The sequence below is a fragment of the Kribbella sp. NBC_00382 genome (assembly GCF_036067295.1).
Lineage (GTDB): Bacteria > Actinomycetota > Actinomycetes > Propionibacteriales > Kribbellaceae > Kribbella.
Genome location: NZ_CP107954.1, coordinates 3511365 through 3524490, shown reverse-complemented (window position 1 = coordinate 3524490; position 13126 = coordinate 3511365). Strand labels below are relative to the sequence as shown.

Sequence of the window (13126 nt, the reverse complement as noted above, 5' to 3'; positions counted from 1 at the left end):
GCGCGCGGCATGCCAGTTGCGGCAGTGGTGTGGAGAATGGCGGCTATGAGAGACCGCCCGTGGGAGCTGCGCCGCCAGGTGTTCTGGCTGCAGACGGCCACGGTCTCGGTGATGATCGCGCTGGTCTGGATCGTCCTGCTCGCGCACTCCCGGACCCAGTCCGACCGGGACGCCGCCGCGGCGGGCATCGCGCCGACCAGCTGGGGCGACCTGATCCAGATGGAGCTGCGGTCCATGCTCGGCGTCGCCAGTCTGCTGCTCGGCGTCGCGGTGGCCGGCAATGCGCTGGTCAGCTGGCGGGTCCGGCACACCACTCGCGGGATGGGCACCCAGGCGCTCGCCTGGATGCTCGACTTCTACGAAGGCGTACTCCGGGCTGCGCGCGAAGGCCTGATCCTGGTCGACTCGCACGGACACGTCCAACTGGTCAACGACGAGGCTCGGCGGCTGCTCGGTCTGCGTGAGCTCACCCCCGGTACGACGGTCGAGGACCTCCACCTCCCAGCGACCTTGTCGGGACTCCTGCGCGCCGGCCGGACGGCGTACGACGAACTGCATCTGGGGGCGCACGGAGTCGTCGTGGTCAACCAGCAGCCCGCCCGCTCCGGCCGGATCGTCACGCTGCGAGATCACACTCAATTGCAAGCCCTGCTTGGCGAATTGGACGCGGTCCGCAGCCTGGCCGAGTCACTGCAGGCGCAGAACCACGAGGCCTCCAACCGCCTTCACACCGTCGTCAGCCTGATCGAGATCGGCCGGCCGGAGCGCGCGCGGGAGTTCGCCGTCTCCGAACTGCAGCTCGCCCAGGCGATGACCGACCGCGTCGTCGGCACAGTCGGCGACCCGGTACTCGCGTCGCTGCTGCTCGCCAAACTCGCCCAGGCGCAGGAGCGTGGGGTGCTGCTCACGCTCGAGCTGGGCTCCGAGGCGTTGCATACGAAGCTCCCGGCCCAGGACATCGTCACCGTCGTCGGCAACCTGCTCGACAACGCGGTCGAGGCGGCGCGCGGCGGTACTGCGCCACGCCGGGTCGAGCTGAAAGCATCGACGAGCGCCGAGCACATCGATCTCGCGGTGACGAACACCGGCGCCGAGTTGGGGGCAGCCGAGTTGGCGCGGATGTTCGACCGGGGCTGGACGACGAAGGCCGAGCCGGGGCATGGATTAGGGCTGGTACTGGTCCGCAGTACCGTCGAGCGCTGGCAGGGGACGTTGATGGTGGACCCGGATTCCGAGCTGGACGACGTACCGGCGCTGACCGTCCGGGTGCGGTTGCCGCGGGCGGTGAGCGCGAGTGCCTGATCTACGAGTCTTGGTCGTAGAGGACGATCCGGTCGCGGCCGAGGCGCATCGGGTGTACGTCGATCGGCTGCCCGGGTTCGTCTGCATCGGTCTCGCCGGTACTGCGGCCCGCGCCCTGCATGTGCTGAGTCAAGAGCAGATCGATCTCGTCCTGCTCGACATGAACCTGCCGGACGGGCACGGGCTGGACGTCGTACGGCGAATGCGTGCCGCTGGCAACCAAACTGATGTGGTTGCCGTGACGGCTGCGCGCGAGGTTGCCGCAGTACAGGCTGCTGCGCGGATCGGGGTCGTGCAGTACGTGCTGAAGCCGTTTGCCTTTGAAACGTTGAGGGATCGGCTCACGGCCTATGCGCGGCAGCGGCGTGCGGCGGAGTCCGGGCAGGTCGTCGCGGATCAGGACGAGGTCGACCGTTTGTTGCACCCGGCAACCAGCTCGTCGGTTCCGAAGGGTTTGGCGGGATCCGTACTGGACCGGGTCGTGACGCTGCTCGGCGACCGCGAAGGGTGGACAGCCGAGGAGGTCGCCTCGTCGATCGGTACGTCCCGGATCACGGCTCGCCGCTACCTGGAGCACCTGGCCGATCAAGGCCAGGCGCTGCGCACACAGCGCTACGACGGGCGGAGCGGACGACCGAAGGTCGAGTACTCCTGGGTGTCGGAGAGCTAGACGCGGACTAGCGTGGCCCATAGGTGGGGCTGGAGCGGGAGGCCTTCGGCGGCCATGTCGTAGGCCCAGAGGAGCTCGCCCTTGACCAGGCCGTAGAGGCGGTGGCCGGCGTTGACCTCTTTGGCCGTCACGGTGCGGGCCACGACGTCGGTGCGCATCTCGATCTTGGCGCCGTCGGTCTCGCCGTACCAGATCTCCGCGAAGCCGGTCGGGTGCGCCATCACGACCTCGAGCTTGTTGTCCGGCTTCGGCCGCCAGAACCCGGTCTCCATCGCCAGCGGGCGCTCGCGCTTGCCGTCCTCGCCGACCACGAAGGTCTGGCTGACGTAGTGCAGGAACGGCTTGCCGTTGTGGCTGAAGTCGATCTGCTGGCCGAACTCGAACTTCTCGATCGTCGGGTAGTCACCGTGACCGCGGCCCTCCCACCGGCCGAGCAGCCAGGCGAGCGGCATCAGGTCGGGGTGCATATCCTGCGAGATCTCGAACGCCATCAGCCCGCCTCAGTTCGCCGCGCGGCCGCGGTACAGCCGGTAGACGACGAACGCCGAGAACCAGCCCATGAACACGGTGACGAGCACCAGCAGGGTCGTGAAGATGACGTGAAGCACGTTTGTCAGTCTAGGGGATGGCGGCAGCGGTCTGAGCTACGGTGGCGTGATGTCCCGCACGCTGGTGATCAAGCTGACCGCAGGCGCCGATGAACCTGAGCGCGCCAACCAAGCCCTGACAGTCGCCGCCACCGCCGTAGCCTCCGGCGCACAGGTCTCTTTGTGGCTCACCGGAGAGGCCGTCTGGTTCGCCGTCCCCGGCCGGGCCGAAGCCTTCGAGCTCCCCCACGCCGCCCCCGCCGCCGACCTCCTGGCCGCCGTTCTGGCCGGCGGTCAACTGACGGTCTGCACCCAATGCGCCAAACGCCGAGACCTCACCGAGGCAGACCTGCTCCCCGGCACGCGCATAGCCGGCGCCCCCGCCTTCACCGAAGAAATCCTCACCGAAAACACCCAAGCAATCGTCTACTAACCCGTACGCCGGTACGCGCGGGCTACTCGCCCATGCCGGGGCCGTCGCGGCGGCTGCCCTTGTCGGCTCGGAGCTCGGCTGCGCGGGCACCCGGGTTCTTGCCGCCTGCACCGACCTCGACGGGCTCCCCGGAGCGTGGGCGGGTCGCCTCGGCGGCGTCGGCCTGTCCACCTTGGAGTCCTCGCAGCTTGTCCATCTCGTCCTGGGACATCCCCGGCCGCTGACCGTTCTGCTCGCCCTGGCCGTTCTGGCCGTTCTGGCCGTTCTGCTCTGAGCGCGCCTGCTCCAATGTCGTCTCGACGTAATCCGGACCGCGCTGCTCGTTCTGCGCCTCCTGATCAGCCGCCGCAGCCTGATCTCCGCCGGTCGGCAACCCCGGCTGAGGCCCAGCCTCCCCCTGCTGAACCTGCTCTTCCCGCCGCTCCCGCTCCGTCCCGCCCTGCTCCAGCCCGCCCGACTCAGCCTCGTCCTGCCCGAGCTCCCCCTGCTCCTGCTGATCCAGCCCAGCCTGCTGCGCGTCCTCCCCAATCACCGCAGGCGACGCACCATCCTCGTCGAGGATCCGGTCATCCTGCTCCTGCTGATCCAGCCCAGCCTGCTGCGCGTCCTCACCAATGACCGCAGGCGACGCACCGTCCTCGTCGAGGATCCGGTCGTCCTGCGAAACCTCAGGCTCCGCGAGCCGATCGTCGCGCTCCGCTTCGGTCTCGCCGATCACCTCAGGCGCGGCACCGTCCTCATCGAGCAGCCGGTCGTCTTGTGAAACCTCAGGCTCCGCCGTCCGATCGTCACGCTCCGCCTCAGTCTCCCCGATCACCTCCGGCGAACTACCGTCTTCGTTCAGGACCTCGGCTTCCTGCTGATCCTCGAGTTCCTGCTCCTGGCGCTCCTCCTGCAACCCCTCCGCGACCTCTTCAGCCGCGATCGCAGTAGCCCCAGCCGCAGCGGCCGCCGGCAGCGCATCGCCGCCGCGCGCCCCTTCCGTCTCGCGCGCCTCCGCGTTCCGCTCCTGCTCTTGCTTTCGCGCCTGCTCGGCGTCGCGCTCGGCCTGCGCCTGCTGACGCTGCTCGACCGCGTCGACCTTGTCGTTGCCGTTGGGGTCGACGACGTTCCGCTCGAAGTCCTCCGCATCCCGCTGCCGGTCCAGGCGGTCGTCGAGCCCGTTGTCGTCGAAGTCGAGGTCGCGGTCGACCTCCCGCTGGATGTCGGCGGGCGTCAGGTTCGGATCCGCGTCCATCCGATCCCGCTGATCCTGCTGCCAACGCGCCTCAGCCTCGATCCGCTGGGTCCGCTCCGCATCGGACAGCCCGTCGAGCGCGCTCGCGTACTCCGGGTTGTTCCGGCGCTCGTTCTGCATGTCCTCGACCAGCGAGCGGTACTCCTGCTCCCGCATCGCCTCGAGTGCTTGCGCCTGTTGCCGCGCCTGTGCCTGCCGCATCCGCTGCGACAGGCTGGGACCGCGCTTGCGGAGGTACTTGGCGGCGATCTTCCGGAACACCTTGTAGATATCCCGGAGCATGTCTTCTTCGATCGACGCCATCAGGCCACCTCGCTCGCATAGACGGAGTACCCGAAGCCGGCGCTGGTCCCCGCCGGGTCGGCCTTGGGCTGGGTCGCGTACAGGTGCATCTCGGCGCCAGGCCGTAACCAGACTGCCAGATGGCGGCGCCGGTCGCGCCATTCCAGCGGAATCCGCGGATCGGTGCCCGGCCCGACGAAGACCGGTTGACCCCAGTGCCGCCGGGCCAGTTCGAGTTGGTCGGGCCAGCGGTCGTCGAGGCCGTCCTCAGCCGCGCGGACCTCGTCGGCACCGATCTCGTACGCCGACCAGCCACTGCGCGGGCTGTCCGGGAGTACGGCATCGGGCAGCACCAGCATGACGGTCCGGCGCGCGGTCACGAGACCCCAGGTGTAGCGGTCCGGGTCGATGTTGCCGGGAGCCCAGGGACGCCAGCCGGTGGCTGCGGTGACGCGCGACACCAGCGTGCGGATCGCGTCCAGCCCCGTCTCGGGCGGACCCCAGACGCGCTTCCAGTCGGACACCTCCGCGAGGTCGGCCAGAGCGCGCTCGTCATCGTCCGACGACCGCTGCTGCGTCCTCACCTGTCCCGCTCCTCTCACTCGAACCTGCTCAGCCTAAAGCGAAGGGGTGGCATAGCGCTGGGAAGCAAGCCCTGGCCTGTGGATATCGGGTCTCGTACGCGAGCCGTAAGCGGCGATCCGGCGTACCGGCTGGGCGTTCGCGAGCAGTAACCGGAGGAGGGCGCTGGGTGGGCGATTTCTGCGCTCTGATGAGAAGCATGAAGTTGCCGCAGTTGCCGCAGCCCCCGACCGAGGAATCGTTCCCGTCGCCGTTGCACCATCCGCGCGTGGCCACCGTGCTCGGGCGGTGGCTCGGGGTCGCGATCACGATCTGCTTCCTGACCGGCCTGTTCAGCCACTTCCAGCAGGCGACGCCGGGCTGGCTCGTGATCCCCAGCCGGCCGGCCGGCCTGTACCGCGTCACGCAGGGCCTGCACGTGCTCAGCGGGATCGTCTCGGTACCGCTCCTGTTGGCGAAACTGTGGACGGTCTACCCGAAGCTGTTCGCCAAGCTGCCCTGGCCGCCGAGCAGGAAGGCACTCGGTACGGTGCTCGAACGCGGCTCGATCCTGGTGCTGGTCTCGGCGCTGGCGCTGGAGCTCTTCATCGGCTTCCTCAACACATTGCAGTGGTACCCGTGGCCGTTCCCCTTCAAGGAAACGCATTACGCCCTCGCCTGGATCATCATCGGCGCCCTGCTCGTCCACCTCGCGGTCAAGCTCCCGCTCATCATCGCGAACTGGCGCCGTACTCCAGCCGACCGTACGCCGGTACCGCACCAAGCCGACTCGTTGCCGCCAGCAATCACCGGGCTGAGCCGCCGCGGCCTCTTCCGCACGGTCGCCGGCGCCGCCTCGCTGGTCGGCATCGCGTCCATCGGTCAATCCGTACCGGCGTTCGGCCCGATCGCTGTATTGGCTCCCCGCAAACCCAACATCGGCCCCCAAGGCCTGCCCGTCAACCGAACTGCCGAGGCCGCTGGAGTACTCCCCGTAGAAGCCAACTGGCGCTTCACCGTCAAAGGCCCGACGCCACTGTCCTACTCGCTAGACGAACTACGCGCCCTCCCCCAAAGCCGCTCCGCCCTCCCCATCGCCTGCGTAGAAGGCTGGAGCCAAGGCGCCCACTGGGAAGGCATCCGCATCCGAGACCTCCTAGCCCTCTGCGGCGCCCCCGAAGGCTCCCACCTCCGAGTCATCTCCATGGAAAAGGGCGGCTTCTACGCCACCAGAGAGCTCCCCCCTCAATTCGCCGAAGACCCCCTAACCCTCCTAGCCCTCCGCCTCAACGGCACCCCCTTAGCCCTGGACCACGGCTACCCCGCCCGCCTCATCGCCCCCAACCGCCCCGGCGTCTTCCAAACCAAATGGGTCCACCGCCTGGAGGTACTCACATGACCCGCTGGATCAGAACGGCCTTGGGTGCTGTCGGTGTCGGCTTCGGCCTGTGGGGACTCCGGCTCCTACTACAAGCCGTCAGCGTGGATGCCTTGGTGCGCTTGCCGCTATGGCTCGGGGGCGCGGTGGTGACTGATGACTTCTTCTTGGTGCCGTTGACAGTGGCCGCAGGTTGGCTGCTGACCCGATGGTCGATCGGGCCCGGGCGGCATCGGATCGTCGGGGTCGTCCGGACGACGTTGTTGTATGTCGGGGTGACGACGGTGGTTGCGATTCCCTTGCTGATCAGGCAAGGGAAAGGCGTCAACCCGACTGTGCTGCCGCGGGACTACCTGCGCGATTGGTTGTTGCTAGAGGCCACCATCATCGTCGCCGGCGTGGTGATCGGCGTACTTCAGGGGCGGCGCTTGATATTCAGCAAGTCGCGCGCGTCGTCGGGCGACATCGGCGGCCGCTGAGCAAGCGCCGCGATGGTGGCGGCGCGCTCGACCAGCTCCGCGTTGTGGGTGACCGGCTGGCCCTTGGCCAACGTGAGCGTGTCTTCCATGCCGACCCGGAGGTGCCCGCCGCAGGACAACGCGGCCAGCGCGACCGGCAGCGTCGTACGGCCGACGCCGGTCGCCGACCAAGACGTCACACCCGCGGGAAGACCGTTGACTGCGGCAACCAGTGCGTTCGTAGTACCGGGCATGCCACCCGGAACGCCCATCACCAGATCGCAGTGCACCTTGCCGCCGTACGGCAGCCCGTACTTGTCCAGCAGCCGTCCCAGTGCCGCCACCTGTCCGAGGTCGAACAGCTCAAACTCCGGTACCACCTCGCGCTCCTGCGTGAGCTGGTACAGCTCGGTGACGAACGGCCAGGGGTTCATGAACACGTCGTCCCCGAAGTTGACCGTCCCCATCGTCAGCGAACACGAGTCCGGCGCCGCGTCCAGCACCCGCAGCCGGTGGTCGAACGGATCCGTCACGGCACCGCCGGTTGACAACTGAACGATCAGCGCCGTGTTCTCCCGCACCGCGGCCACCGACTCGGTCAGCCGCCCGAGATCCAGCGTCGGCCGGTGCTCCCCGTCGCGGATGTGAAGGTGAATCATCGCGGCCCCCGCCGCCTCACACCGCTTAGCCGTCTCAACCAGCTCTTCGAGCGTCGTAGGCAGCGCCGGACAGTCCGCCTTAGCGGTCTCGGCGCCGGTGGGAGCAACGGTGATCAACGTCGACGTCATGAACGAATCGTGCCAGATCCCGGCCCCAGACGGGATATTCCGCCGTACTACGCCCCGAAAACCGGACATTCTCCCGCCCACCTCACCCTCGGCGACGCCACCTGCCGACCAGCCAGGCGCCACCGCAGAGCACCGCCAGCCCACCACAGATCCCACTGATCAGCCGATCCTGGGCGACATCGTCAGCCACCCGCTTGGTCGCTCCGGCCGGTCGGACCTGGTGCGGATCCGCCACCAAGTACTCGACGTCCACCTGCTGCCCAGGACGCGGGACATCACGATCCAGGTCGAGGTCATCAGCCAGCACATCTCCGGTGATCAGTTCGTCCCCCACCGGATACCGCACCACCAGGTGACGCTTGCCGAAGCCGCCCGGCCCATCGTCGTACCGGAGCACATCCCCGGCGACGACCACCTTCTCCCCGCCGTACTTCCGCTCCTGCACCGCCGTCACGGTCGACCCGACCAAGAGAAAGCCGACCATCAGCAGAAAGAACCCAGCAAGACTCAACGGCACCAACGGATCCCGCCCCCGACGCCGCCAGTGCGAGTCACCCGTCCCGGCGGCATGCCGCGCATGGCTTTCGCCGTCATCCAGGCCCGCGACCGTCAACGGCGAACGGCCGGCTATCCACAGGACCGCGTACAGCAGCAGGCTGTAGACCAGCCAGCCGAGCAAGACCAGCAGCCCGCCGAGGCCCCAGTTGAACAACGCGTCCCCGACCTTGCCGCCGGTGAGGACGGCAACCAGCGCACCGACGCCGCCGCTCACGGCCATGAAAGCAACCATCACCGCGAGCGCCGCGACGGGGACGACACCGCCGTTCAGTTCGCCGAGGATGTACAGGCGACAGGGGCCGATCAGGAACACCCATCGCAGTAGGCGGCGCATGGGTTGAGGGTGACAGAGAATTGGGGGCATGAGAGCAGTAGTGCAGCGGGTCGGTCAGGCAGCGGTCAGCGTCGAGGGTGAAGTGGTCGGCGCGATCGACCAACCCGGGCTGCTGGTTCTGCTTGGCGTCACCCATGACGACACCCCCGAGAAGGCGGCCAGCCTGGCCGCGAAGATCTGGACCCTGCGGATCCTGCGTGACGAGCGGTCCTGCGCCGATGAGCAGGCCCCGATCCTCGCCATCAGCCAGTTCACCCTGTACGCCGATACGCGCAAGGGCCGTCGCCCGTCCTGGAGCGCCGCGGCACCCGGTCCCGTCTCCGAACCCTTGTACGACGCGTTCTGCACCGCACTGGAGGCCCTCGGCGCCAAGGTCGAGCGCGGCCGGTTCGGCGCCGACATGCAGGTGTCCCTCGTCAACGACGGCCCGGTCACCCTCATCCTCGACGCCTGAGCTCGACGACTGAACCGGGACAGACAGAACCCCCGGACCGGATCTCGAGGATCCGGACCCGGGGGTCCTGGAGAGCTACCTGGCTGAATCGGTGAGGTTCGGCTCAGCGAGGTGGTGGTGTGGTGGCTGGATCAGCCGATCACACCGGCGGCCGAGTGGCCGAGGACGACCTTGGTGTTCAGGCTGTAGACGTCGATCACCAGGGCGTTGACGGACACGTACCGGCTCTGACGCACGACCTGGTTGAAGGTCAGCTTGGCGACACCGGGGATGTCCAGTACTGCGTTCGGGCCGGTCGCGACCTGGTAGGTCTTGTTGCCGACCTGGATCGAGGCGACGCTCGAGGAGGAGTGGATGCCGACCTTGCCGTCCTTGGTCTTCCAGGCGGAAGCCGACGACTCGATCGCACCGACGCGCAGGCTACCGACGCGGACGCCGGCGATGTGCGAGGTGAAGTTGACGGCCGACTTCTCGGCGCCCATGTAGCCGTTCTTCGTGGTGTAGATCGCGCCCACGGAGGCGACCTTCGGGATCTCGATACCGGCGATCGAGTTCTTGACCGTCTTTCCTTCCGTGCCCTGGCAGGTGGCCTGGTAGGAGGTCTTGCCCGACTTCACCAGCTTGTCGACCTGGACGGTCGAACCGTAGGCGTCACCCATCACCATGGCCGTGGCCGGCTTGGTGATCTCGGCGCGGGTCTTCAGGACCGCGACGTCGACACCCTCGGGGATGTACTTGTTCTTCACGTTCGCGTGCAGCACGACGGCCTGCGCGTACGAGTAGATGCCGGCGCTGGTCTTCACGCCACCGACGCGGTTCAGCACGATGTAGCCCAGGCCCGGGACGGCGACCTTGAAGTTCGGGCTCGGCTTCAGCAGCGACGGAACCACGACGCCACCGATCTTCACCGCGGCGAAGGTGGTGTTGCCGGTGTACGACAGCTGGCCGTTCTTGTAGACCGACGTGGTGGTGGTCTTGGCGCCGACCAGGTGCAGCAGGTTGCCGACCTTGATGTCGGCGGCGGTCGCGTTGCTGGTCACGCCGTTGCCGTGCGCGTCGTTGAACGCGTGGGTGTCGGTGGTGACGGTCTGCGCGATCGCCTGGTTGTTGATGTTCGCGGTGGCGAGATCGTTGCGGTCTTTCGAGCTCGAGTCCGTGGTGCAGCTGAACTGCGCGACCACGTTCGGGCCGTGCTGGACGATACCGGCCTCGATGCCGGTGCCGAACGAGTAACCGCTGTAGCCAAACACCGGCGCGGCGGACGCCGAACCCGAGGTCAGCGCGATCGTCGAAGCTACGCCGACAACCGCCGCAACTCCGACGGCAGCGAGCTTCTTGTATCCGATGCGGGGTCTCATGACCCCTCCTCCCTGAGTGATGACGTGACCCTAGTGAGCGGGCCAGGACACAGACACAACTCAGCCGGTTGCAGTAGGTAACGAGAAGTTCCCTCTCCGAGATCAAACCGTTACCTGATCGGCCGCCCCGTGAGAATCGAGATCTTGTGCGTAACCTCGTCTCGTGTAAGCGAAGCCACAGGAAGTCCCTGATATTGCAGCTAGTTGCAGATCCACGCCGCAGCCAGAACCGATCCCCGTTGCTAGCGTCCGAAGGATCAGACAACAGCAACGAGGGGGAAGTATGTTGCGAAGAGTATTGGTGGGACTGGCCGCACTCGGCCTGCTGGCGGCGACGGCCGGGCCGGCGATGGCGGTCTCACAGAAACTGCGCTGGAAGTTCGACAACGTGAGCGCGGTCGTCACGACAGTCGTCGACGACAGCGGCAAGGGCCATACCGGTACAGCCGTGACGGCCAACGGTGGTCAGATCACCGCTGTCGCACCGGGCCGGGACGGGATCGGGCAAGCCGTGCAGTTCCCGGCGGTCTGTCCGGGCGACGCGTGCGCCAAGGCCGTCATCACCAGCCCTGATGCCGCGGATCTCAACCCAGGTACCGCCGCCTTCACCTACGGCGCCTGGATCAACGTGACGTTGGCCGAGCTCACCACCGACCACGGCTCGAACGTGTACCAGAAGGGCCTGTCGACCACCTCGCAGTGGAAGCTTCAGCTGGACAAGCCCGCGACGGGTGCGCCGAGCTGCGTGGTCCGGGAGGCCGGCGGGCTCAACCCAGTGGTGGTTCTGTCGACCGTCGGTGTTGCCGACGGCAACTGGCACAAGGTGTCCTGCCAGCGGACGGCGAGCTCACTCGACATCCTCGTCGACTCCGTCGTGCGGGGCAGCACCGCGTTGGCGCCGACCTACACGATCAGCCCGGCCGGGCAGCAGGTGACGCTCGGCGCGAAGAGCGCCGGCAAGAACAACGACCAGTACCACGGCCGGCTGGACGACGTTTACTACAACCTCGACTGAGGACGAGCCGAAGGGCCCGTCGCGCAAGCAAACGGGCCCTTCGGGGTCAGCAAACTAACAGGGTCAGACGGTGACGGCCACCTCGGCCACCTCGCCGTACTGGGCGACGACCTGGCGGTCGACCGGGTCGGCCTTCGGTGCCAGCGTCCGCAGCGTCCAGGTGCCGGGCGCCGCGAAGAAGCGGAAGTGCCCCGTCGCGGAGGTCGGGACCTCGGCCGTGAACTCACCAGTGGAGTCGAGCAGCCGCACGTAGGCGCCGTTGACCGGCTCCTCGCCGCGCAGTACCTGGCCCTGGATCACGGCTTCCTTGTCGACGTCGACGCCCTTGAGGTCGAGGCCGCCCTTCGTTGCTCCGCACATGTCAGGCCTTCCCGGGCTCGTCGCCGAGGGCAACCGGTACGCCGACCAGCGAACCCCACTCGGTCCACGAACCGTCGTAGTTCTTGACGTTCGCCTGGCCGAGGATCTCGTGCAGCACGAACCAGCTGTGCGCCGAGCGCTCGCCGATCCGGCAGTACGCGATGGTGTCCTTGCCGAAGTCCACGCCGGCGTCGGCGTACAGGGTCTTCAGCTCCTCGTCGACGCGGAAGGTGCCGTCGTCGTTGGCGGTCTTGCTCCACGGGATGCTGACCGCGGTCGGGATGTGACCCGCACGCTGGGCCTGCTCCTGCGGCAGGTGCGCCGGGGCGAGCAGCCGGCCGGCGTACTCGTCGGGGCTGCGCACGTCGACCAGGTTCTTCACGCCGATGGCCTCGTTGACCTCGTCGCGGAAGGCGCGGATCTCGAGGTTCGGTGCCTTGGCCTGGTACTCGGTGGCCTCGCGCTTGACCACCTCGTCGGTCAGCTCGCGGCTGTCCAGCTCCCAGCGCTTGCGGCCACCGTCGAGCAGGCGGACGTCACCGTGGCCGTAGAGCTTGAAGTACCAGTACGCGTAGGCCGCGAACCAGTTGTTGTTGCCGCCGTAGAGCACGACGGTGTCGTCGTTCTTCACGCCACGCTCGGACAGCAGCGCGGAGAACTGCTCCTGGTTGACGAAGTCGCGCCGGACCTGGTCCTGGAGGTCGTCCTTCCAGTCCAGCTTGATCGCACCGGCGATGTGGCCGCCGTCGTACGCCGAAACGTCTTCGTCGACCTCGATCAGGACCACGTTGGCGTCGTTCTTGTGCTCCTCGACCCAGTCGGCCGAGACGAGCGAGGATTCCCTGCTCATTGAATGCTGCTCCTAAGAAGTAGTAGCGGTGGATGGCGTACGAATGCGGTGGATCAGCAGATAGGCCTCGCAGCCGAGGCAGAGCCCGACGGCCGCGTTCACGAACGCGGCGACCAGGGCGAACCCGGTGGCGACCACGGCGAGCAGCTCGACGCCGGCGAAGTACCCGATCAGGCCGAGGACCGCGAAGACCAGCCCGACCAGTTGCGCGAACCGCGGCGGCGCCGCGTCCTCCAGCTCCTTGGGCGGACCGAGGCGCGGCCGGACCAGCCGCTTGAACAGCTGCCCGTACGGCGAGGCCTGGACGCCGAAGAAGACCGAGATCGCGAACACGACCGCCTGCACCACGAGTGGCCAGGGGTTGTTCAGGATCAGGGTCAGCGCCAGGACGACCGTGGTCAGCGCCGCGGCGAACCGCAGTCCGCGCGGGTCGACCTGGGGCTGTTGTGCCGCCGGAGTGGACATGACGACTCCCGGAGAAGGAGGTGGTTCGAGCCGGAC

16 protein-coding genes are annotated in these 13126 nt (G+C 67.7%); 7 read left to right on the top strand and 9 right to left on the bottom strand.

The window, feature by feature from the left end; genetic code table 11:
- Window positions 1–45: 45 nt before the first annotated feature.
- Window positions 46–1302, top strand: coding sequence for a sensor histidine kinase (locus tag OHA70_RS17245; protein ID WP_328333700.1), 1257 nt, complete (start codon window positions 46–48; stop codon window positions 1300–1302).
- Window positions 1295–1972 carry a response regulator gene (locus tag OHA70_RS17240; protein WP_328333697.1) on the top strand — a complete coding sequence of 226 codons (678 nt, stop codon included), beginning with the start codon at window positions 1295–1297 and terminating at the stop codon, window positions 1970–1972. Before OHA70_RS17245 ends, OHA70_RS17240 begins: the two co-directional genes overlap by 8 nt.
- Here OHA70_RS17240 and OHA70_RS17235 read toward each other — a convergent pair.
- The gene (locus OHA70_RS17235) at window positions 1969–2463 is read right to left on the bottom strand and encodes an FABP family protein (protein WP_328333695.1); all 495 of its coding nucleotides are present in this window, start codon (window positions 2461–2463) and stop codon (window positions 1969–1971) included. The genes OHA70_RS17240 and OHA70_RS17235 overlap by 4 nt on opposite strands.
- Window positions 2464–2629: 166 nt before the next feature.
- Between OHA70_RS17235 and OHA70_RS17230 the strand changes: the two genes are divergently transcribed.
- On the top strand, window positions 2630–2992 hold the full coding sequence (locus OHA70_RS17230) for a DsrE family protein (protein WP_328333693.1): 363 nt from the start codon (window positions 2630–2632) through the stop codon (window positions 2990–2992).
- A gap of 22 nt (window positions 2993–3014) precedes the next feature.
- Here the strand turns inward: OHA70_RS17230 and OHA70_RS17225 are convergent, their stop codons facing one another.
- Both OHA70_RS17225 and OHA70_RS17220 read right to left on the bottom strand, forming a co-directional pair.
- Window positions 3015–4532 carry a hypothetical protein gene (locus OHA70_RS17225; protein ID WP_328333691.1) on the bottom strand — a complete coding sequence of 506 codons (1518 nt, stop codon included), beginning with the start codon at window positions 4530–4532 and terminating at the stop codon, window positions 3015–3017.
- Complete coding sequence (locus OHA70_RS17220; RefSeq protein WP_328333689.1) at window positions 4532–5095, bottom strand: hypothetical protein; 564 nt, start codon at window positions 5093–5095, stop codon at window positions 4532–4534. The genes OHA70_RS17225 and OHA70_RS17220 overlap by 1 nt, the downstream gene beginning before the upstream one ends.
- Window positions 5096–5292: 197 nt before the next feature.
- On the opposite strand from OHA70_RS17220, the gene OHA70_RS17215 reads away from it, so the two are divergent.
- The gene (locus OHA70_RS17215; RefSeq protein WP_328333687.1) at window positions 5293–6471 is read left to right on the top strand and encodes a molybdopterin-dependent oxidoreductase; all 1179 of its coding nucleotides are present in this window, start codon (window positions 5293–5295) and stop codon (window positions 6469–6471) included.
- Entirely contained in the window at window positions 6468–6929 is a 462-nt protein-coding gene (locus OHA70_RS17210; protein ID WP_328333685.1) for a hypothetical protein, read from the top strand. The genes OHA70_RS17215 and OHA70_RS17210 overlap by 4 nt, the downstream gene beginning before the upstream one ends.
- Here OHA70_RS17210 and OHA70_RS17205 read toward each other — a convergent pair.
- Both OHA70_RS17205 and OHA70_RS17200 read right to left on the bottom strand, forming a co-directional pair.
- Complete coding sequence (locus OHA70_RS17205; protein ID WP_328333683.1) at window positions 6866–7765, bottom strand: 3-keto-5-aminohexanoate cleavage protein; 900 nt, start codon at window positions 7763–7765, stop codon at window positions 6866–6868. The two genes, OHA70_RS17210 and OHA70_RS17205, sit on opposite strands and share 64 nt — an antisense overlap.
- A gap of 13 nt (window positions 7766–7778) precedes the next feature.
- The gene (locus OHA70_RS17200; RefSeq protein WP_328333681.1) at window positions 7779–8588 is read right to left on the bottom strand and encodes a hypothetical protein; all 810 of its coding nucleotides are present in this window, start codon (window positions 8586–8588) and stop codon (window positions 7779–7781) included.
- A gap of 28 nt (window positions 8589–8616) precedes the next feature.
- Between OHA70_RS17200 and dtd the strand changes: the two genes are divergently transcribed.
- Complete coding sequence (gene dtd, locus OHA70_RS17195; RefSeq protein WP_328333679.1) at window positions 8617–9042, top strand: D-aminoacyl-tRNA deacylase; 426 nt, start codon at window positions 8617–8619, stop codon at window positions 9040–9042.
- 131 nt (window positions 9043–9173) lie between these two features.
- Here the strand turns inward: dtd and OHA70_RS17190 are convergent, their stop codons facing one another.
- Window positions 9174–10400, bottom strand: a complete 1227-nt coding sequence (locus tag OHA70_RS17190; protein WP_328333677.1) for a choice-of-anchor P family protein — start codon at window positions 10398–10400, stop codon at window positions 9174–9176.
- Window positions 10401–10683: 283 nt separating this feature from the next.
- On the opposite strand from OHA70_RS17190, the gene OHA70_RS17185 reads away from it, so the two are divergent.
- Window positions 10684–11415: a LamG-like jellyroll fold domain-containing protein gene (locus tag OHA70_RS17185; RefSeq protein WP_328333675.1), complete on the top strand. Its 732-nt coding sequence runs from the start codon at window positions 10684–10686 to the stop codon at window positions 11413–11415.
- Window positions 11416–11478: 63 nt separating this feature from the next.
- Here OHA70_RS17185 and OHA70_RS17180 read toward each other — a convergent pair whose 3' ends face one another.
- Genes OHA70_RS17180 through OHA70_RS17170 form a run of 3 tightly spaced genes read right to left on the bottom strand, consistent with a single transcriptional unit; the run spans window position 11479 to window position 13090 of the window.
- Window positions 11479–11775 (bottom strand): DUF1416 domain-containing protein, encoded by a 297-nt coding sequence (locus tag OHA70_RS17180; protein WP_328333673.1) that lies wholly within the window; start codon window positions 11773–11775, stop codon window positions 11479–11481.
- A 1-nt stretch (window position 11776) separates the two neighbouring features.
- Window positions 11777–12625: a sulfurtransferase gene (locus tag OHA70_RS17175; RefSeq protein ID WP_328333671.1), complete on the bottom strand. Its 849-nt coding sequence runs from the start codon at window positions 12623–12625 to the stop codon at window positions 11777–11779.
- 12 nt (window positions 12626–12637) lie between these two features.
- Entirely contained in the window at window positions 12638–13090 is a 453-nt protein-coding gene (locus tag OHA70_RS17170) for a DUF4395 domain-containing protein (protein WP_328333669.1), read from the bottom strand.
- Between the last annotated feature and the right edge of the window lie 36 nt (window positions 13091–13126).

Coding starts and splice junctions, on each gene's coding strand:
- OHA70_RS17245 (WP_328333700.1), top strand. CDS start 46: ATGAGAGACCGCCCGTGGGAGCTGCGCCGCCAGGTGTTCTGGCTGCAG.
- OHA70_RS17235 (WP_328333695.1), bottom strand. CDS start 2,463: ATGGCGTTCGAGATCTCGCAGGATATGCACCCCGACCTGATGCCGCTC.
- OHA70_RS17230 (WP_328333693.1), top strand. CDS start 2,630: ATGTCCCGCACGCTGGTGATCAAGCTGACCGCAGGCGCCGATGAACCT.
- OHA70_RS17225 (WP_328333691.1), bottom strand. CDS start 4,532: ATGGCGTCGATCGAAGAAGACATGCTCCGGGATATCTACAAGGTGTTC.
- OHA70_RS17215 (WP_328333687.1), top strand. CDS start 5,293: ATGAAGTTGCCGCAGTTGCCGCAGCCCCCGACCGAGGAATCGTTCCCG.
- OHA70_RS17210 (WP_328333685.1), top strand. CDS start 6,468: ATGACCCGCTGGATCAGAACGGCCTTGGGTGCTGTCGGTGTCGGCTTC.
- OHA70_RS17205 (WP_328333683.1), bottom strand. CDS start 7,765: ATGTCCGGTTTTCGGGGCGTAGTACGGCGGAATATCCCGTCTGGGGCC.
- OHA70_RS17200 (WP_328333681.1), bottom strand. CDS start 8,588: ATGCGCCGCCTACTGCGATGGGTGTTCCTGATCGGCCCCTGTCGCCTG.
- dtd (WP_328333679.1), top strand. CDS start 8,617: ATGAGAGCAGTAGTGCAGCGGGTCGGTCAGGCAGCGGTCAGCGTCGAG.
- OHA70_RS17190 (WP_328333677.1), bottom strand. CDS start 10,400: ATGAGACCCCGCATCGGATACAAGAAGCTCGCTGCCGTCGGAGTTGCG.
- OHA70_RS17185 (WP_328333675.1), top strand. CDS start 10,684: ATGTTGCGAAGAGTATTGGTGGGACTGGCCGCACTCGGCCTGCTGGCG.
- OHA70_RS17180 (WP_328333673.1), bottom strand. CDS start 11,775: ATGTGCGGAGCAACGAAGGGCGGCCTCGACCTCAAGGGCGTCGACGTC.
- OHA70_RS17175 (WP_328333671.1), bottom strand. CDS start 12,625: ATGAGCAGGGAATCCTCGCTCGTCTCGGCCGACTGGGTCGAGGAGCAC.
- OHA70_RS17170 (WP_328333669.1), bottom strand. CDS start 13,090: ATGTCCACTCCGGCGGCACAACAGCCCCAGGTCGACCCGCGCGGACTG.